Annotated in this window: 11 protein-coding genes; 10 read left to right on the top strand and 1 reads right to left on the bottom strand. The window is 73.1% G+C overall.

Going from position 1 to position 19,026, the window contains the following annotated elements; genetic code table 11:
* Nucleotides 1–57 precede the first annotated feature (57 nt).
* Nucleotides 58–3,372 (top strand): right-handed parallel beta-helix repeat-containing protein, encoded by a 3,315-nt coding sequence (locus tag ACFWMZ_RS11570; protein WP_383177801.1) that lies wholly within the window; start codon nt 58–60, stop codon nt 3,370–3,372.
* The gene (locus tag ACFWMZ_RS11565; RefSeq protein WP_383201006.1) at nt 3,369–4,595 is read left to right on the top strand and encodes a S8 family serine peptidase; all 1,227 of its coding nucleotides are present in this window, start codon (nt 3,369–3,371) and stop codon (nt 4,593–4,595) included. Before ACFWMZ_RS11570 ends, ACFWMZ_RS11565 begins: the two co-directional genes overlap by 4 nt.
* Nucleotides 4,596–4,691: 96 nt before the next feature.
* Here ACFWMZ_RS11565 and eccCa read toward each other — a convergent pair whose 3' ends face one another.
* On the bottom strand, nt 4,692–8,783 hold the full coding sequence (eccCa, locus tag ACFWMZ_RS11560; protein ID WP_383201003.1) for a type VII secretion protein EccCa: 4,092 nt from the start codon (nt 8,781–8,783) through the stop codon (nt 4,692–4,694).
* Nucleotides 8,784–9,194: 411 nt separating this feature from the next.
* Here eccCa and eccD point away from each other — a divergent pair, with 411 nt between their 5' ends.
* The 8 genes from eccD (at nt 9,195) to ACFWMZ_RS11520 (ending at nt 18,950) form a co-directional block, all read left to right on the top strand.
* Nucleotides 9,195–10,598, top strand: coding sequence for a type VII secretion integral membrane protein EccD (eccD, locus tag ACFWMZ_RS11555; protein ID WP_383201000.1), 1,404 nt, complete (start codon nt 9,195–9,197; stop codon nt 10,596–10,598).
* 47 nt (nt 10,599–10,645) lie between these two features.
* Entirely contained in the window at nt 10,646–12,238 is a 1,593-nt protein-coding gene (gene eccB, locus ACFWMZ_RS11550) for a type VII secretion protein EccB (protein ID WP_383200998.1), read from the top strand.
* Nucleotides 12,239–12,703: 465 nt separating this feature from the next.
* On the top strand, nt 12,704–13,039 hold the full coding sequence (locus ACFWMZ_RS11545; RefSeq protein ID WP_383177787.1) for a hypothetical protein: 336 nt from the start codon (nt 12,704–12,706) through the stop codon (nt 13,037–13,039).
* 106 nt (nt 13,040–13,145) lie between these two features.
* Nucleotides 13,146–13,454 carry a WXG100 family type VII secretion target gene (locus ACFWMZ_RS11540; protein ID WP_383177784.1) on the top strand — a complete coding sequence of 103 codons (309 nt, stop codon included), beginning with the start codon at nt 13,146–13,148 and terminating at the stop codon, nt 13,452–13,454.
* Nucleotides 13,455–13,642: 188 nt separating this feature from the next.
* Complete coding sequence (locus ACFWMZ_RS11535) at nt 13,643–14,107, top strand: type VII secretion system-associated protein (RefSeq protein ID WP_383177782.1); 465 nt, start codon at nt 13,643–13,645, stop codon at nt 14,105–14,107.
* A gap of 106 nt (nt 14,108–14,213) precedes the next feature.
* Nucleotides 14,214–17,882 carry an AAWKG family protein gene (locus ACFWMZ_RS11530; protein WP_383200995.1) on the top strand — a complete coding sequence of 1,223 codons (3,669 nt, stop codon included), beginning with the start codon at nt 14,214–14,216 and terminating at the stop codon, nt 17,880–17,882.
* 238 nt (nt 17,883–18,120) lie between these two features.
* Entirely contained in the window at nt 18,121–18,576 is a 456-nt protein-coding gene (locus tag ACFWMZ_RS11525) for a YbaB/EbfC family nucleoid-associated protein (protein ID WP_383200992.1), read from the top strand.
* Between the two features lie 2 nt (nt 18,577–18,578).
* Nucleotides 18,579–18,950 carry a hypothetical protein gene (locus ACFWMZ_RS11520; RefSeq protein ID WP_383177773.1) on the top strand — a complete coding sequence of 124 codons (372 nt, stop codon included), beginning with the start codon at nt 18,579–18,581 and terminating at the stop codon, nt 18,948–18,950.
* Nucleotides 18,951–19,026 lie beyond the last annotated feature (76 nt).

The raw sequence follows: 19,026 nt of genomic DNA, 5'->3' as shown, positions 1-19,026 counted from the left end.
CGCGGCCCCCACGACGGGGAACGCCCCCGGACGGCGACGAAGCAAGGAGGTTCGCGCGTGTCGCGCCAGGTACTGTCGGTCGGCCCTGACGACCGGGACCGCTACCGGACGATCGGTGAGGCACTCGCGGTGGCCCGTTCCGGCGCGGTCATCAGCGTCCGGCCCGGAACCTACGCGGAGAACCTGGTGATCCACACCCGGGTCACCCTCACCGCCGCCGAGGGGCGGGGCACGGTCGAGCTCCGCCCGCGCTCGGGCAGCGTGCTCGCGCTGCGCGCCGACGCCGTGATGCTCTCGGAGCTGACCCTGCGCGGTCAGGACCCCGAGGCGCCCGCGGTGGACGTACGGCGCGGTCAGGCAGCGCTCGACGGGTGCGAGATCGTCGGAGCGGCCTGGACCGCGCTGCTGGCCGGGGGCACCGGCTCGCTGGCGCTGCGGGACTGCCGGGTCAGCAACCCGCGGGGCGCGGGCGTCGTGGTCACCTCGACCACCCCGTCCACCGTGGAGTCCTGCACGCTGGAGCATCTGGGCACCAGCGGACTGGTCCTCGCCGAGCAGGGCGAGGCGCGCGTGCGCGACTGCACGGTGCGCGACGCCCGCGGCAACGGCCTGCTCGCCAACGGCGAGGCCCGGGGCACGGTCGAGGACTGCGACATCTCCTCCACCGACAAGCCGTCCCTGGCCCTGGAGCAGAACTCCACACTGACGGTCAGCCGCACCGTGGTGCACGACACCAGCACCGGCGTCCACCTCAGCAGCGCGGGCCGCACCACGCTGGAGGACGTCCGCGTCACCGGGACCTCCGGCACCGGGATCACCCTTGCCGCGGGCACCGACCCGGTGCTGCGCCGCTGCCGTGTCTCCCGCAGCCGGGGCCACGGCCTGGTCGTCACCGACCGGGCGCGCGGCACCTTCGAGGACTGCTGGATCGACGCCGCCCAGGACGCGGCCCTGCGGGTCGCCGGGGCCGCCTCCCCGGCCCTGACCGGTCTGACCGTTCGCGACTGCGCCGAGACGGGCCTGCTGCTGGAGGAGGACTCGGCGGCCGAGCTGGACCGGCTGGAGGTGATCGGCGGCGCGCCGGCCGTCGCGGTGCGCGGCGGCGCCAACCCGCTGCTGCGCCGGGCCCGGCTGGTGCAGCCGGTCGGCGACGGCATTTCGGCCGCCAGGGACGCCCGCGGCCGGATCGAGGACTGCGAGATCGTCCGGCCGGGCGGCGCGGGTGTCCGGGCGGCTCTCGGCAGCACCCTGTACCTGGCGGGCGGCGGGGCCTTCGACCCCGTCACCAGCGGCCTGGTGCTGGAGAACGGCGGCAGCGTCACCGTGCGGGACTTCCGGGTCGAGAGATCCGGCGAGGAGGGCGTCGTCGTCGACGCGGGCGGCGAACTGACCGCCAACCGCACCTCGGTGCTCGCCTCCGCCGGCCACGGCTTCCTGCTGCGGGAGGGCGCACTCGCCTCCCTCAGCGGCTGCGAGGCGGCCGGCGGGGAGCAGGACGGCTTCCGGGTGGAGTCCACCGCGCCGGTCTCCCTGGTCAACTGCCTCACGCGGGAGAACCAGGGCGGCGGCCTGGTCCAGACGGTGCCCGGCGACCGGCTGGCCGTGGAGGGGCTGAGCAGCACGGGCAACGGCAAGCGCGACGCCTGGGGGACCGGCAGCGCCGAGAACACCGACCCGGCGGGCTCCGGCGCGGCCGACGCGCCCGCGCAGGACCGCGCCGACGGCCCGCTGGGCGCCCTGAACGCGCTGATCGGCCTGGAGAACGTCAAGGAGCAGGTGCGTACGCTGGTCAACCTCACCCAGCTGGCCCAGCGCCGCGAGCAACTCGGCATGCCCGCGCCGCCGATGAGCCGCCACCTGGTCTTCACCGGCCCGCCCGGCACCGGCAAGACCACCGTGGCGCGGCTCTACGGCGCGATCCTGGCCGAGCTGGGGTCGCTGCGCAGCGGGCACCTGGTGGAGGTCTCCCGCGCCGACCTGGTGGCGCAGGTCGTCGGCGGCACGGCGATCAAGACCACGGAGACGTTCGAGCGCGCCCTCGGCGGCGTCCTGTTCGTCGACGAGGCGTACACGCTGACCTCGGACAGCGGCCACGGGGGCGCGGACTTCGGCCGGGAGTCGGTGGACACCCTGCTGAAGCTGATGGAGGACCACCGCGACGACGTGGTCGTCATCGTCGCCGGGTACACCGACGAGATGCGGCGCTTCCTCGCCTCCAACCCGGGCCTCGGCTCACGCTTCTCCCGGGCGGTCGAGTTCCAGAACTACACGGTTCCCGAACTCGTCGCCATCATGGAGAACATGTGCGCCGGGCACCAGTACGAGCTGGGGGAGGGCACGGCGGCGGCGCTGGCCGAGCACTTCGAGGCGATGCCCCGCGACGCGGGGTTCGGCAACGGCCGTGCCGCGCGCGGGGTGTTCGAGGAGATGGTGGACCGGCAGGCGATGCGGCTCGCCGCCCTGCCGCAGGCCGGCGAGCGCGACCTGCGGCTGCTGCTGCCGGAGGACGTCTCCGCCACCGCCGCCGCGCAGGCATCCGAGACCGGCGTCCCCGACGACGACCCGCTGACCCGCCTCGGCGACATGGTGGGCCTTGCCGAGGTCAAGCACGACGTCACGGACCTGGTCAACCTCATCACCACGGCCCGCCACCGCGCCGCCGCCGGGCTGCCGGTGCCCTCGCTCGGCCACCACCTGGTCTTCACCGGCCCGCCCGGCACGGGCAAGACGACGGTGGCCCGGCTGTACGGGGAGATCCTCAGCAGGCTCGGCATCCTCCAGCGCGGCCAGCTCGTCGAGGCGGCCCGCGCCGACCTGGTCGGCCGGTACGTCGGCCACACCGCCCAGATGACCCGGGAGCTCTTCGAACGGGCCCGTGGCGGCGTGCTGTTCATCGACGAGGCGTACACCCTCACCCCGCGCGGGAGCAGTGCCGACTTCGGCCAGGAGGCGGTGGACACCCTGCTGAAGCTGATGGAGGACCACCGCGACGACGTGGTCGTCATCGTCGCCGGGTACACCGACGAGATGCAGCGCTTCCTCGCCTCCAACCCCGGCCTCGCCTCCCGCTTCCCCCGCCGGATCGCGTTCGCCGACTACACCTCCGAGGAACTGGTCACGATCGTGCGCACCCAGGCCGTCGAGATGGGCTACGAGTGCGGTGCCGGCACCGGACCGCTGCTGCGGGAGTACTTCGACGCCCTGCCGCGCGACCGCTCCTTCGGCAACGCCCGCCTGGCCCGCCAGGTGGTCGAGTCGATGGTCACCCGGCAGGCCGGGCGGCTCAGTTCGCTGACCGCGCCCACCCTGGAAGACCTGCGGGTCCTGCTGCCGGAGGACGTCGTCGCCGCGACCGCGAAGGCGGTCCGGTGAGGCGTCCGGGGCCCGGCCTGTCCCGCCCGCTGTGCGGCGCGGCGCTGGCCGCCGTCCTGCTGCTGTCCGGGACCGCGCCGGCCGGCGCCGGGCCGCCGGAAGGCGTACCCGCCGCCGACGGGAAGGGCCAGGAACTGCCGGGCATGCCCTCCGTGCTCGCCGACCGGGCCGGCTGCACACCGGCTTCCAAGGCCAAGGCGGAGAAGCAGGACTGGTCGCGTCAGCGGCTCGACCTGGAGCGCGTGCGGCGGCACGGCACGGGCGCGGGCGTGACCGTGGCCCTGATCGACACCGGAGTGGCCACCGGCGCCGCCGGAACGGACGGGCGGGTCACCGCCCGGGGCGCGGCCGGTGAGGACTGCGTGGGGCACGGCACCTTCCTGGCCGGGCTGATCGCCGGCTCCGGCCGAGGCGACGCGCGGCTGGCCGGGGTCGCCCCCGGCGCCGAGCTGCTGGCGCTGCGCGGCACCGACGAGCGCGGCCGGCCCGAGGCGTCCCTGGTGACGCGGGCGGTGCGGGACGCCACCGAGGCTGGGGCGGAGGTGATCGCGGTCGGCGTGGCCCTGCCGGAGCGGAACGCGGGACTGACCCGTGCCGTCGCCGACGCCGTCGAGGCGGGCGCGGTGGTGGTCGCCGCCGCCGCCCCGGACCCGCCCTCGCGCGCCGTGGGAAAGGAGATCCCGGCCCGCACCTACTGGCCCGCCGGGGAACCCGGCGTCCTCTCCGTCGCCGACATGCTCCCCGGCGGCGCCCGCCCGGACGGCGCCCTGCCCACCGACTCCGTCGACCTGGTCGCGCCCGGCGCCGGGGTGGTCTCCGGCGGCCCGCGCGGCAGCGGCCACTACCTGGGCTCCGGCCCCTCGGTCGCCGCCGCGTACGCCGCCGGGACCGCCGCCGTGGTCCGCGGCACGCGTCCGGACGACTCCCCCGAGGAGGTGGCCCGTCGGCTGAGGGCCACCGCCTACCCGGCGGACATCCCGCAGCTCGACGCCTACGCGGCCGTCACCGCCGTGCTCGGCGAGCCGGGCGGAGCGGCCGTCGCGGACACCGGCTCCGAACCGGTGGCCCTCCGCGACACCGCGGCGGCGGACCGGGCCACGGGCCGCGCCGTGGTCTTCGTCCTCATCGGCACGGCCGGTGTCCTGGCCGTGCTGTGGGCGGGGTACGCGGTGCCCCGTGCCCGCGCCCGTGGCTGGCGCTCCGCGGACGCGGGCGGAAAATGACGAGGTGACAGGGGGCGGAGCCTTGGACCCTCCGGCACATGTCAGAAGGCGGGGACCCTGTGGGTCCCCGCCTTCTGACATGTGCGGTCCCGGGCGTCAGCCGCCCTGGCCCCGGGCCTCCTCCACCAGCGCCGTCTGCACCAGCCGCGCCTTGCGCCGGGCGACGTGCAGGGCCCGGCCCGGCGGGAAGTTGCGAGGCTTGGTGTTGCCGAACAGGCTGCCCTCGGTGGGCGGGCAGGAGAGCAGGACGGCCGGGTTGTTCGCCTCGTCCAGGCGGCGCAGCAGGGCGTCGCTCAGGCCGCGTCCGGCGCCCATCGCGCTGCGGGCGACGACCAGGTGCAGCCCCATCTCGAAGCCGAGGGTCAGGTGCTCGAACAGCGGCTCGAAGGGGCTCTGGAACGAACTCTGGGACACCATGTCGTAGTCGTCGACGAGGAGGAAGAGGCGGGGGCCCGTCCACCAGTCGCAGTGGCGCATCCGGGCCGGGTCCAGGTCGGCTCCGGGGACGCGGGTCTTCATGGCTCGGGCGGCGCCCTCGACGGTCTCCTTCAGGTTGTCCAGGGAGATCACGTGCCCGATCCGGTACTCCTCCGGGACGGCGTTCACCAGGGTGCGGCGGTAGTCCACCACGATGATCTTCGCCTCGTGGGGTGCGTACCGGCTGGTGATGCCCTCGGTGATACGGCGCAGCAGGTTGGTCTTGCCGCTCTCGGTGTCGCCGACCACGATCAGGTGCGGGGTGCGGCTGAAGTCGTGCCAGACGGGCTCCAGCGCGTCCTGGTCGATGCCGAGCGGCAGCCTCATGCCGCCGCCCTCGGTGGCCTCGGGCGGGGGGAGTTCGGAGAGCGGCAGCTGGTGCGGCAACATGCGCACCTGTGGGGCGCGGGGGCCGGTCCAGTGCCGGGAGACCTCGGCGACCAGATGGGCCACGCCCTCGCCGAGGTCCTCCAGGGAGCCGCTGCCGTCGAGCCGGGGCAGACCGGCCAGGAAGTGCATCTTGCTGTCGGCGGTGATGCCGCGACCGCCGCTGCGCGGCACCGAGCGCGCCTTACGGGTGTCGATCTCGGAGTCCAGCGGGTCACCCATCCGCAGCTCCAGGCGGGTGGCGGACTGGTCGCGGACCTGGGCGGAGAGCTCCACCCAGCGGGTGGTGGTGATCAGCAGGTGGATGCCGTAGTTCAGACCGCGGGCGGCGAGTTCGTTGAACTTCTTGACCAGGTCGTCGTAGTCCTGGCGAACCGTGGACCAGCCGTCGACCACCATGAAGACGTCGCCGAACGGCTCGTCGGGGAACTCGCCGGCCGCGCGGCGGCGCCGGTAGGAGTGCATGGAGTCGACGGCGTGGTCCACGAAGAGCTGCTCACGGTGGGCCAGCAGCGTCATCACCTCGGCCACCGCGCGGTGCACGCGCTCGGGGGTGAGCCGCGCCGCGACCCCGCCCACGTGCGGGAGCCCGGCGAGCTGGGAGAGACCGCCGCCGCCGAAGTCGAGGCAGTAGAACTGCACCTCGGCCGGGGTGTGCGTGAGCGACAGGGCCGTGATCAGTGTCCGGACCAGGGTGGACTTGCCACTCTGCGAGCCGCCCGCGACGGCGATGTGGCCCCCGGCGCCGGAGAGGTCCACGACGAGCGGGTCGCGGCGCTGCTCGAAGGGCTTGTCGACGAGACCGACCGGGACCCGCAGCTTGCCGGTGCCGGGCCAGCCCGCCGCGGTCAGGCCGCGCCCGGGGTCGGCGGTGATGCCCGGCAGCAGGGCGTCCAGCGGCGACGGCTCGGACAGGGGCGGCAGCCACACCTGGTGGGCGGCGGGGCCGGAGCCGCGCAGCCGGTCCAGGGCCACGTCGAGCAGGGTCTGCGTGTCCTCCGTCTCCTCGGCCGCCGGCTCCGGCCCGGGCGCGGTGTCCGGGGTGCGCGGCACCACCCAGCCGCTGGTCCACGGCACCACCTGGCTGGCCACCCGGGCCTGCACGACGGCGCCGGTCCTGCGGGCGTAACCGCCGGAGGAGTAGGCCGCCCGGAACCGGGTCAGCGACTCCACCCCCGATTTCAGGTAGCCGTTGCCGGGCTGCGAGGGGAGCTGGTAGGCGTCCGGCACGCCGAGCACACCGCGGCTCTCCATGGCGGAGAAGGTGCGCAGGCCGATGCGGTACGACAGGTGGCTCTCCAGCTGGTGCATCCGGCCCTCGTCCAGGCGCTGCGAGGCCAGCAGCAGATGGACTCCGAGGGAACGGCCGAGTCGGCCGATCATGACGAACAGGTCCATGAACTCCCGGTGCGAGGACAGCAGCTCACTGAACTCGTCGACCACCACGAAGAGGCTGGGCAGTGGGTCCAGGGCGGACCCCGAGGCGCGGGCCCGTTCGTACTCGAGGGCGGAGGTGTAGTTGCCCGCGGAGCGCAGCAGCTCCTGGCGGCGCATCAGCTCTCCGTGCAGCGCGTCCTGCATGCGCTCCACCAGGGCGACCTCGTCGGCGAGGTTGGTGATGACGGCGGAGGTGTGCGGCAGCTCCTCCAGGCCGAGGAAGGTCGCGCCGCCCTTGAAGTCGACCAGGACGAAGTTGAGGGTCTCGGAGGAGTTCGTCAGGGCGAGGCCCAGGACCAGGGTGCGCAGCAGCTCGCTCTTGCCGGAGCCGGTGGCACCGATCAGCATGCCGTGCGGCCCCATGCCACCCTGCGCCGACTCCTTGATGTCCAGTTCGACCGGGCGCCCGTCCACCCCGACGGCCACCGGCACCCGCAGCCGGGCGGCGCCGGTGTGGCGGGCGAAGTGGGCGCGGGCGTCGTGCCGGTGGAGATCGGCGATGCCCAGCAGCGTGGTCAGCTCGACGTCCGTCTCCATCGGCTGGGCGATGTCGGTGCCGAGGCTGATCCGCCGGGAGGTGAGCAGCCGGGCCAGCGACTCGGCGCCGAGCGGCCCGAGCCGGTCGGGTCGCCCGAGCGGCACGGACCGCTCCTTGCGGCTGCGGTCGGTGCGCACCAGGTTCACCTGGTCCGGACCCACGGTCAACCGCAGCGTGTTGCGGCCCGGACGCCAGCGCATCGCGCCGGAGATGTCCAGGAGCAGGGAGTTGCGGTAGCCCTGCCCGGCCCAGCGGTGTCCCTCGGGCACCGTGACGCCGTCCAGCACCACGACGGTGAACGGCTCGTCGCGGCCCGGCTTGGCGTCCGGGTCGAACCCGGGGCGTTCGGCGAACTCCGAGCCGAGCAGGTCGTCGAGTTCGGTGAGGTCGGCGGTGATCCGGCGGACCGGGCCCGCCCCGTCCTCCTCGTGCGGATGCAGCACGTGCGGCAGCCACTTGACCCACTCCCAGTCGGGGCGCCGCTCGTCGCTGACGCAGAGTGCGAGCCAGAGTTCCTCCGGGGCGTGGAACACCGCGAGCTGGCCGAGCATCGCGCGCACCAGGGCCCGCAGCGCCTCAGGGGACGGGCCGTCGGCGCCGCCGCCCGCGCCGTCCGTGCCGTTCGTGCCGAGGGGCCGGCCCTGCGGCGGCACGGACGGCTCGCCCGCCTCCTCGCCCGTCCTCTCCTGCGGCCGCACCAGAATGCGGGCGGAGGAGCGCAGGTACAGGCCCAGCGGCTGTTCGGGGATGGTGGAGTAGGCGCGGACGAAGCGGCGCAGCGCGTGGGCGCAGAGCGGCTCGAGGTCTTCGACCGGGCGGGTGGAGACGGGGTTCAGGGTGAGGGCGAGCTGCTGCTCGCCGACCGCGATCCGGACCTCGCCGAAGTCCTCGTCGGCCGGGCGGCGCTCCCAGAGCCGCGAGGTGCGGGCCAGGGAGCGCAGGGAGGCGGGCTCGGGGTGCCGCCAGGCGAGCGCCCGCTGCTGTTCCACGATGGTCGCGCGCACCCGCTTGCGGATCTGCGCCAGGTAGCGCAGGTAGTCGCGGCGTTCGCCCTTCAGGCGCTGCTTGCGCTCGCTGGAGCGGCGCATGAGCTGGCCCAGCAGCATGGCGGCCGCGGAGAGCGCCATCACGCCGAGCGCGAGGTACATGAAGACGCCGTTCCCGCCACCGGGGCGCAGGAACATCAGCATCATCGAGACGGACATCAGGGCCATCGGCAGATATGTCCATATCGCCGAGGTGTCCGGCACGGTCTCGGCGAGGACCGGCGGTTCCTGGAGAGTCAATTGCCCTTCGGGCATTTCCGGCCCGCGCCTGCGGGCGGGACGACGGAACAGCACCACGCTCAAGGGGTCAAACCTCCGGTCTCGCAGGACAATCCGGCCCGACCCGACAGCCGGTGCGCCGGAGCGCGGAATTGGCCGCGCCGCACCGGTGCCCGAGGCCCCGCGCATCGTCGGGCGAAGGGGGAATGCGTCCGGCGGGAGGGGAACGGGAGACATCCCGGCCGGTGAACTCCCTGTCCGGCTACGGATTCAGGTCCGCAGCGCGACCCGGCGGGCTTAGGCAGTAGTCTGCATTCACGGGACACGACCTGTCCACGTGGGGCGGTCCGTCACCCGGTGTGCGCACCCGAATTCCACCGCTATCTCCGTAACCGGCCCGCATTCCGCGCCGCGTCGGTGTTCCCCGCACCTCGCTTTGCCCCTTCACCGAAAACTCCCCTGCCAAAGCCCTCACGGAAGACGAGAGTTCTGCTGATGACCGACAGCGCGGTCGCCGGACTGTGCCGCTTGACCGTACGTGCGCCGAACGTCTCGGTGGATCTGGCCGTGCCGGCCGACGTGCCGGTGGCCGATCTGCTCCCCACCCTCCTGCGCTACGTCGGCGACGAGGCCGGGGAGGCCGGACTCGACCACGCCGGCTGGGTGTTGCAGCGCCTCGGCGAGGCGCCCCTCGACGAGGAGACCACCCTCGGCCGCGCGGGACTCGCCGACGGCGACGTGCTCCACCTGCGTCCGCACACCGAGGCCCTCCCCGAGGCGCGCCTCGACGACCTGGTGGACGGCCTGTCCGAGACCGTGTACCGCCGGATGCGCACCTGGGGCCCCGAACCGGCCCGCGCGCTGCTGGCGGGTACCGCGGTGGCCACCGTCGTGGCCGCCCTGGTGCTGGTCTTCTGGCCCGGTGTGCAGGCCGGTGCGCTGCGAGTGGTCTGCGCCGGTGTGGCGGGCCTGCTGCTGCTCGCCGGGGCGGGATCGGCCAGCCGCGCGGTCGGCGACCGGCTGACGGCGACCGTGCTGGGCCTGCTCGTCGCCCCGTGTATGGCGCTGGCCGGCTGGGAACTGCCGGGCGGCGAGGTGGGCGGACCCGACGGGGCCGCGGTGGTGGGCGCGCGCCTGCTGGCCGCGGGTGCCGCGGGAGCCGGTGGCGCGGTGCTGGCCCTCGCGGCCACCGCGGTCGGCGGCCCCGCCCTGTTCGCCACCGCCCTGGTCGGGGTGGCCACGGCGGTCACCGGCGCTCTGCTCGGGTACGCCGGGCTGGACGCGTCGGCCTCGGTGGCCCTCGTGGTGGCCCCGCTGGTGCTCGGCGCCGGGGCGGTCGCCCCGTTCGCCTTCAAGCTGGCCGGGATGCGGATGCCCGCGCTGCCGTCCTCCGCCGGCCAGTTGCAGGAGGGCATCGAGCCCTACGCCGGCGACGAGGTCGCCGAGCGCACCGAACTGGCCGGACGCTGGGTGACGGCGCTGTTCACGGCCACCGGTACCGCGGTCGCGGCCGGCCTCGTGGTCCTCGCCGAACGCCCGGACCTGCCCGAGGTGCTGACCGCGCTCGCACTGAGCCTGCTGCTGCTCCTGCACTCCCGGAGCCTGGTCCATCTCGGCCAGCGGCTGGTGCTGGCCGTGCCGGGCCTGTGGGGCCTGTTGCTGCTCGCCCGCGCCTGGTCGGCCGAGAGCGGCGCGGGCGGCCGGGTCGTGGTCTTCGCGGTGCTGCTGGCGGCGGCGGCCGGGCTGGTCATCGCCACCTGGACCGTGCCGGGCCGGCGGGTGCTGCCCTACTGGGGGCGCGCGGCCGAGCTGGCGCACACCGGCCTCGCGGTCGCGCTGATGCCGCTCAGCCTGTGGGTCGCCGGTCTTTTCGGCTGGCTGCGCGGCCTGTTCGGCTGAGGCCGCCCGCGTGCCGGGCCCCATGGACGACGAGACGAGGAGAGGCCGTGCAGTCCAAGCGCGACCAGGTACACGCCCACACCTTCATGATGGGCAGGCTGAGTTCGGGCCTGCTGACCGCCGACCCGGACGCCCCGGAGAGCCCGCTCGGACGCACCACCCGCGGTGTGGTCTTCGGCGTGCTGATCACCGTCCTGATCGGCGCGGGCACCGTGGTGTACGGACTGCTGCGCCCGGGCGGCAACGACGGCTGGCGGGCCGGTGAGCACCTGGTGGTCAACCGTGAGACCGGCGCCCGGTATCTCTGGACCGCCACCGACGGCGTGCTGCACCCGGTACGCAACTACGCCTCCGCTCTGCTGATCGGCGGCTCCGACCTGGCGACCGAGGATGTCGGCACCGCCTCGCTGCGGGACGTCCCCGTGGGAGCCCCGGTGGGGATACCCGGGGCCCCCGACGCCCTCCCGGACGCCGCTCAGCTCGACGGTTCCGCCTGGCACATGTGCGTCACCGGGCCCGGCGGAGCGCTGCCCGGCACCTCCGGCACGGCCCCCGGCGGCGGGGTGGAGGAGCCGGGCGCCACGACCCTGGTGGCCGGGGCGCCGGTGGACTCCACCGGCGTCGGCGGCGGCCGCGGGCTCCTGGTGCGCGGGCCGGACAAGGCCGAGTATCTGGTGTGGCGGGGCAGCAGGCTGCCGCTGGACCGCGACTCCGACGCCCGCAACGCCCTCGGGTACGGCTCGGTCCGGCCGGTCCCCGTGTCGGCGGCGTTCCTCGACGCGCTGGCCCCCGGCCCCGCCCTGCGCGCTCCCGCCGTGCCGGGGCGCGGGTCCCCGGGGCCGGAGCTAGGCGGCGAGGCCACCCGGATCGGCCAGGTCTTCGAGGTCGGTGTGCCGGGCGGCGCCGGCACGTACCACCTGCTGCGCGAGGAGGGCCTGGTGCCGCTGACCAGGCTCGGCGCCGCTCTGGTGCTGGGCGACCCGGCCACCCAGAAGGACGCCTACCAGGGAAGGTCGCCCGAGGCGCGCCGAGTCGGCGCGGACGCGCTGCGGGAGCACCGGGCCGAGGGCGCGGACGAGGCCGGCTCCGTCGGCCTGCCGACGGCGCCACCGGTCCCGCACACCGTGCCGCGCGGCAGCGCCCTGTGCGCGCAGGTGGACGGCGGCGACGGCGGGGCCCGGATCGGCTCGGTGCTCGTGCCGCTGACCGAACTTGCCCCGGTGACGGCGGCGCAGAGCGGCGGGCAGCCGCTGGAGGACGCCTGCGTGCCGACCGACGCGACGGTGGTGCGCCCCGGCCACGGCGCCCTCGTGCGGGCGCTGCACGCCAGTGGCGCCGCGCACGCGGGCACCACCTATCTGGTGGCCGAGAACGGCGTGAAGTACCGGATCTCCGGCAAGGAGGCGCTCGCCGCACTCGGGTACGCGGCCAAGGACATCGACTCGGTGCCCGCGCCCCTGCTGGCGGCACTGCCGACCGGCGCGGACCTGGACCCCCGGGCGGCCTCCGGAGCGGCGCGGCCGCGGGTCACCGCGCCCGCCTGTGGGGGGCGTGACGAGGAAGGTGCGGGCGACAGCGAGCAGGCGGCGCGTGCCGGGGACGTGGCGGACACCTCCGGCGCACCGGACGGCGTCACCTGATCCCGGAAAATGCTGCAAACGGCCCCCTGTGAAGGAAAAGGGGCGAACGCGGAAGCGAGTTCCCGTCGTACGCGGTCCGCGCGCCGACCGGCCCGCCGGGCCTTCCGTTCACCCGTCCTTGCGGGGGCCGCGGAAGAAGCCCGCGCATTCCGCATCGGTACCGCCCGCGGAAACCGGGCGTACGGTCGCGCGTCTCTCGGCCGGAGCGACCGTTCGCCGTTTTTCGCTGCCCGTTTCCGGCCCGTTTTCCCTGAGCTCGGCCGACGGCCCATGACCGGTACCCCGCGACCTCGGCCCGAGGCGTTCACTTTCTCGAAACGTCGGGTCAACTGGGCTGTGCAGAAGGCGATTTGCGAAGGGCCAATGCTCAAATCTTCCCCAACACGCGTTGCGCGGAACGTGGCATTCTCTTTAGCCTCAGCGAGCAACACCGCGACGTGACCGCCTGAACGAAGGGAGTGCGACATGGCTGACAGTGCCGCCAGGAAAGCGGACTATGCCAAGGGCCTGGGAGGAGTCTCGTCCCTGGAGACGGCCCGCGACCAGGTCGAGAAGATCCAGAACAACGTGGCCGAGATCGCCGCGCGTTCCGGTGTGGGCGGCGACGAGGGCCAAGCCCTGCTGAAGCTGTTCCGTAGCTGGAACGGCGAGGCGCAGAAGGTCGTCGTCCAGATCAGCAAGATGGTCGACGCCCTCCAGGAGAACGTCACCTCCGCCAACCGCCTGGCGCAGGAGAACCAGGACCTGACCGAGGTCCTCAACAGCAAGACCAGCCAGGGCGTCTTCGAAGCGCTTCGCTGACCCGTCCAGCGCCGCCCCGCACCGTCCAGGGTGGCACGGCCCCGCCGGGGGCCGGTCCCCGTCAGCTTTCCGGGCCGAGGCGCCCGCCCACCCCAGAGGAGACGTCATGGCCGACGGCATCATCGACGTGCAGTACCCCGTGGTCCTCAAGGTCATCGAGGAACTGAAGGACCAGACCCAGCTCATCATCAACGCCCTCAACAACCTGGAGGACGAGCTGAAGCCGCTCGTCAGGACCTGGGAGGGCGCGGACCAGGAGATGTACATCCAGGTCCAGGCGGAGTGGGACCAGGCCACCAAGAACATGGCCCTCCTGCTGGGTGACAACGGTCAGCTGATCCAGACGATCCACGACAACCACTCCCGTGACGAGCGTCGTAGCGCCGACAACTGGGGTAACGTGCGCGCCCGTTAGAAGGCGGCGCGCCCCGCAGCGCTTTTCCGCGGCCGGGCGGCAGGGGGGCCGGTGACGGCCCCGGACCCGCGGCCCGGCGCCCGTGCCCCCGGCCGCCGCCTCCCGTCCTGGGCCGGCCGTCCGGCCTCGCGGGCGCCGGCCCGAGCCCCAGGTATCCCGTCCGGCGCCGAACGGCAGGAGACAACCGCATGGCCGGTGAGAAGGCCGACGTCAAGCATTTCGACCTCAAGCAGATGGAGAGCTTCCGGGACAACGAGGTGCAGCCGGTGTACACCGCCGCGAAGAAGCACCGCGAGGACGGCGACGGCACGCACATCCGGCCGCTCGGCGACCTCATCGACGGTCACACCACCCCGGGGAACCTGCTCCAGGACCAGCAACTCCTGCGGATCGGCAAGATGGTCACCGATCCGCTGGTCTCGGGACCCAAGCTGATCGAGGCGATCCGGGAGGCGGCCACCGAGGTCGACAAGCTCCTCGGCGACCAGATGGAGCTGTTCAAGGAGTTGAAGGAGGCCCTCACGGAGACCATCGAGGAGGCCGGCAAGACCAAGGACAAGAACCTGGACGCGATCGACGCCCAGACGCTGCTCCAGACCTTCGACGAGGTCGACACCCTCACGGCCGGCGGCACCGAGGAAGACCCCACCTGAGCCGTCCCGGCAGGGGCCGGCGTGCCGGTGACCGAGCCCGGCCGCGCTCTCGCGCCGACGAGCGGGCGCGTCAGGCCGTACGACTACTGAACAGAAAGGGCGCCCGGTGGCCGATCGCTACGACTCCCAGTCCGACGAGAACCTCGAGAAGTTCGAGAACGCCAAGGACCCGTCGTCCGACACCTGGGCCTCCCTGGTCACGCACATCACCGGCTACCCCGTGCCGGATCGCGCCACCGTCTTCGACACGCTCCGCTCCGACCACGGCGGCAAGCTGTTCCGGATGGACATCCCCGAGCGCAGCCTCAGCATGGTCGTCAAGGACTCCGGCTTCCTGACGAACAAGGGCGAGGACTACGACATCTACTTCTTCGACGCCGGCAAGAAGCGCTCCATCATGCAGGCCCGGATCGTCTTCGAGGGCCGTGTCAAGGCGGGCGACGAGGTCATCTTCGCCTCTCCGGGGTCCGACGACGTCCACGACGCCCAGGTCCGGGAAGGCAACGAGTTCACGGACTACAACAAGGACAAGATGAGCACCATCCCGCTCGCCCGGTACATGAACGGGCCGCGGGCGGCGCTCATCGCCCTGCTGAACGGCAACACCTCCGAGGCCCGCTTCAGCGATCTGGGCGTGGACGACACGGCCGTCGTGGATCTCAAGTCCTTCGACGCCACCGGCCGTTCCTTCGACTTCGCCGCGAAGTTCTTCCGCGACCACGCGACGGTGCTGAAGGACTGGGAGGACCGCTTCGGGCGGGACGACGCGAGCTGGAAGGGCGAGGCGGCCGAGGTCTTCCGCAGCTTGCTGACGAAGATCCGCGAGAACTACGACAGCTACATCGAGACCTTCGACTCCTCCCCGGCCGACGGCGAGGGGACCGAGGTCGGCGGCACGGTGTACTCCCGCGCGCTGGCGCTGGGCCGCGGCTACCTGGAGGACTCCGCCACCAAGCTCCTGGACGCCTGGCTGGCCTGGGCGAAGTCCCCCTACTACGACCCCCATCAGGTGCTGCGTTACGTCCTGGACGACCTGGCCCAGTGGGTGGACGCCAACAACGTGGCGAAGACGGACATCAAGTCGACCACGAGCGGCGCCGGTTACTCGTACTACACCACCATCAGCCACAGCCCGCAGCCCGGCTTCACCCAGACCCACGACGAGTACGGCGACCTGGCCGACAAGGCGAACTGGGCCAAGGTCGGCGACAAGGCGGTGAAGGTCTGGACCCAGGGCGTCGACGAGTACCTCGGAAAGCCCGCCGCGCAGGTGCTGTCCGACCTGAACAACCACTTCCTGGAGCTCCGCTCCGACTTCTCCGACAACATCCCCGCCCCCAAGTCCACCACCACCGCCTCGGAGCAGTACGAGGAGCGGAAGCTGGAGGAGGAGAAGGAGGAGATCAACCGGCAGAACGAGGAGAACCGCCGGTACCAGGACGAACTGCGCGAGGAGCAGGAGCGCCAGCGCGAGGAGGACCGCCAGTACCAGGACGAGCTGCGCGAGGAGCAGGAGCGCCAGCGCGAGGAGGACCGCCAGTACCAGGACGAACTGCGCGAGGAGGCGAACCGCCAGCGCGAGGAGGACCGCCAGTACCAGGAGGAACTGCGTGAGGAGGACCGCCAGTACCAGGACGAGATCCGGGAGGAGCAGCGGGCCGCGCAGGAGGAGGCCGAGCGGGAGGCCGAGGAGCAGCGCAAGGCCATGGAGGAGAGCCTCGGCGGGCTCAACGACCCCAACGCGGTCGACGAGCAGAACCTCGGCAACCTCGACGACCTGCTGAACCAGAACGTCCCCGTCACCGAAAGCCTCGGCGGCCTCGGTGACCTGAACGGCACGGGCGACCTGAACGGCACGGGCAGTCTGAACGGCACGGGCGACCTGAACGGCACGGGCAGTCTGAACGGTACGGGTGATCTCGACGGCCTGGGCGGCGAGAACGGGCGTCAGGTCGACATGGGGCCGGTGACCCAGAGCCTCGGCGCGCTCGGCGGCCTGAACACCGGGGGCGGCGCGCTGAAGAACCCGACCGGCAGCAACAGCCGGCTGGAGGACGGCGGTCTCACGACGCGGTTCCCGGACGGGAGCAGTACGAGTTTTGATCCGGACAGTGGGTTGTTGACGACGACGGGTCCGGATGGTGCGACGACGACGGCGGATTTGGGGAACGGGTTGGAGGTGACCAATCCGGATGGTTCGGTGACGTCGTTGGGGGATGACGGGAAGTTGACGACGACGTTCCCGGACGGGACGACGCAGAGTGTCGACCCGGCGACGGGCCAGGCGGTGACGACCGGCCCGGACGGGTCGACCACGACGACGGACCTGGGCAGTCTGGGGGGTCTCAACGGCGGGTTGAACGGTGATGCGGTGTTGGAGACGCCGACGGGTGGCAGCAGTGAGCTGACGGGTGACGGTGACCTGGCGACGCGGTTCCCGGACGGGAGCAGTACGAGTTTTGATCCGGACAGTGGGTTGTTGACGACGACGGGTCCGGATGGTGCGACGACGACGGCGGATCTGGGGAACGGGTTGGAGGTGACCAATCCGGATGGTTCGGTGACGTCGTTGGGGGATGACGGGAAGTTGACGACGACGTTCCCGGACGGGACGACGCAGAGTGTCGACCCGGCGACGGGCCAGGCGGTGACGACCGGCCCGGACGGGTCCACCACGACCCAGAACCTCGGCTCCCTCGGCGGGCTCAACAGCCAGGGCGGCGGCACCGGCGGCCTGGACTCCCTCGGGGGCCCCGGCGGCGACCTGCCGACGGAGTCGATCGGGGAGCTCGGCAATCTGGGTGACCTGAACTCCGGCCTCTCCGGCCTGGACAGTTCGACCGGCGCGGTCACCTCACTGGCGGGCGACGACTTCCTCACCTCGTTCCCGGACGGCAGCAGGGCGTCGTTCGACACGCAGAGCGGCATGCTGACCACCACTCACCCCGACGGGTCCGTCACGACGACCGACCTCACCCACGGGGCGCGGATCGCCAACTCGGACGGCTCCACCACCTCCCTGGACGACGGCAGGCTCTCCACCACGTTCCCGGACGGCAGCACCCAGGTCATCGACCCCGACACCGGCGTCGCCACCGTCACCGACGCGCAGGGCCGGACCGAGACCATCGACCTGCACGACCTCAACACCGACGGGGCCTTGGACCGTACAGACCTCCTCGACGGACTCGGCGGCCCGGGCTCCTCGGGCACCAGCAGCCAGGACCTCTCCTTCTCCGACCTCGGTCTCAGCGGCGGAGCCCCCGTGACCTCCGGAGGCGGGCTCCCCGGCGCCGGTTCGTCCTCTCCCGGGGCGGGCCTCCTCGCCGGCGACGGGCTCAGCACGCCCGGCGGTGTCGCCCCGCTCTCCGACAGCGTCGCGGCGGGCGCGGGAAGCGGGCTCGGCGGCGCCTCCGGCCCGGCCGCCCCCGGCACGCCCGGCATGCCCGGAACCCCCGGCATGCCGATGGGCGGCATGGGCGGCATGGGAGCCGGGGGCGACCGCGGCAACGGTGAGAGGGTCCGCGCGGTCCTGGTCGACGCGGCGGAGGAGAGCGAGCGCCGCAACCGCAGGCGGCGCAGCCCCTGGAACCGTCAGGAGGACAGCGACACCTTCCTGTCCCCGGCCTCCCGCGTCGCCACCACCGGCGGCGGCTCCCCCGAGGAGGAGACGGAGCAGGAGCGCCGGGCCACCACCTCCGCCGACTACCTGGAGGAGGACGGGGACGTGTGGGGGACCGAGGAGGGCGGCACCCCGGCCGTCATCGGACGATGAGGGCGGTCCCGACCCGGCCCGAAGGGGCACCGAGGACGGGCACGGTCAGGCGCCGTGGGACGAGGATCTCCCGGCCCCGGCTGTCGCCGGCCTGTCCCGACCAGGCAGGATCAGGAGAACATCTGACGGCCCGGCGCACCGGGCGAGCAACAGGCATGACGGCCCGGCGCACCGGGCGAGCAACGGGCACGGGAGGAGCGCCACGGCGCGCGGTCCGGCCCGGTGAAGGGGAGCGGCAGTGACGGAACCACTGGAGAAGCGGCTGGAGAAGGCCATGGCCGAACTCCACTCGGCCCAGGCGGCACTCGAACGCACCGAACGCGAACTGCGGTCGGCCTCCTTCGCCGTGCTCTCCTCCGACCGCGCGGTCCGCGCCACAGCCGGCCCGCAGGGCGAGCTGACCGGGATCGAGTTCCTGGAGGAGAAGTACCGCGACATGTCGCCCCAGGAGCTGGCCGCCAGCGTCCTGGAGGCGGCGAGCGCGGCGCGGCGGAAGATGAACCGGCACGTGATGAAGGCGATGGCGCCCTTCGCCGAGCCGAGCAGCGAGATCCCCGAGCTGAAGGGCTTCGAGCTGGACTGGGAGCGCATCTTCGGCCCGGAGGTGCTGCGCGAGGACGACGACGACTCGGCAGGCCGGGACGGCGCCACCCCCGCCTGGCGCGACGCTCTCGGTGACGACGGGGAGGAATGACCGTGGGGCAGCGCTACTACGTCGACCCGGCCCGCATCGAGGCTCTGGCGGGTCAGCTGGAGGAGATCGGCGCCTTGGCCCGGAGCATCACCGAGGAGTTCCTCGACGAACTCGCCCCCACCGTCTCCTGGCCGGGTACGCAGGGCGAGTTCGCCGAGAAGGCCCGTCCGCAGGAGCAGAAGGAGCGGCAGACCACCAAGGAGACGATGATGTCCATCCGTGACGCCCTGGTCGGCATCACGGACGCCACCTTGAGCCAGGTCCGCATGATGAAGGACACCCGCGACGCCAACCTGGAGGAGATCGAGCGCGGCAACAGCCGTATCGAGACCGGCGGGATCGACGGCGACACGGGTGGGCATGGCCGCCGCTGACCATGGCCGCGCGAGCCGCTCCCGCACGGTGCGGCGGGCGGTCGCACCGGCCTGCCCGCCCGGCACCGGGGGGCGC

Origin of the sequence: Streptomyces sp. NPDC058373 (assembly GCF_042723275.1) — a bacterium.
GTDB lineage: Bacteria > Actinomycetota > Actinomycetes > Streptomycetales > Streptomycetaceae > Streptomyces.
The sequence above is the reverse complement of the archived record's forward strand: the minus strand, read 5'-3'. Positions and strand labels throughout refer to the sequence as shown.

Bases quoted from the DNA above. Each gene is read 5' to 3' on its own strand.
- eccD (WP_383201000.1), top strand. From the start codon at position 9,195: ATGACCGACAGCGCGGTCGCCGGACTGTGCCGCTTGACCGTACGTGCG.
- ACFWMZ_RS11545 (WP_383177787.1), top strand. From the start codon at position 12,704: ATGGCTGACAGTGCCGCCAGGAAAGCGGACTATGCCAAGGGCCTGGGA.
- ACFWMZ_RS11540 (WP_383177784.1), top strand. From the start codon at position 13,146: ATGGCCGACGGCATCATCGACGTGCAGTACCCCGTGGTCCTCAAGGTC.
- ACFWMZ_RS11535 (WP_383177782.1), top strand. From the start codon at position 13,643: ATGGCCGGTGAGAAGGCCGACGTCAAGCATTTCGACCTCAAGCAGATG.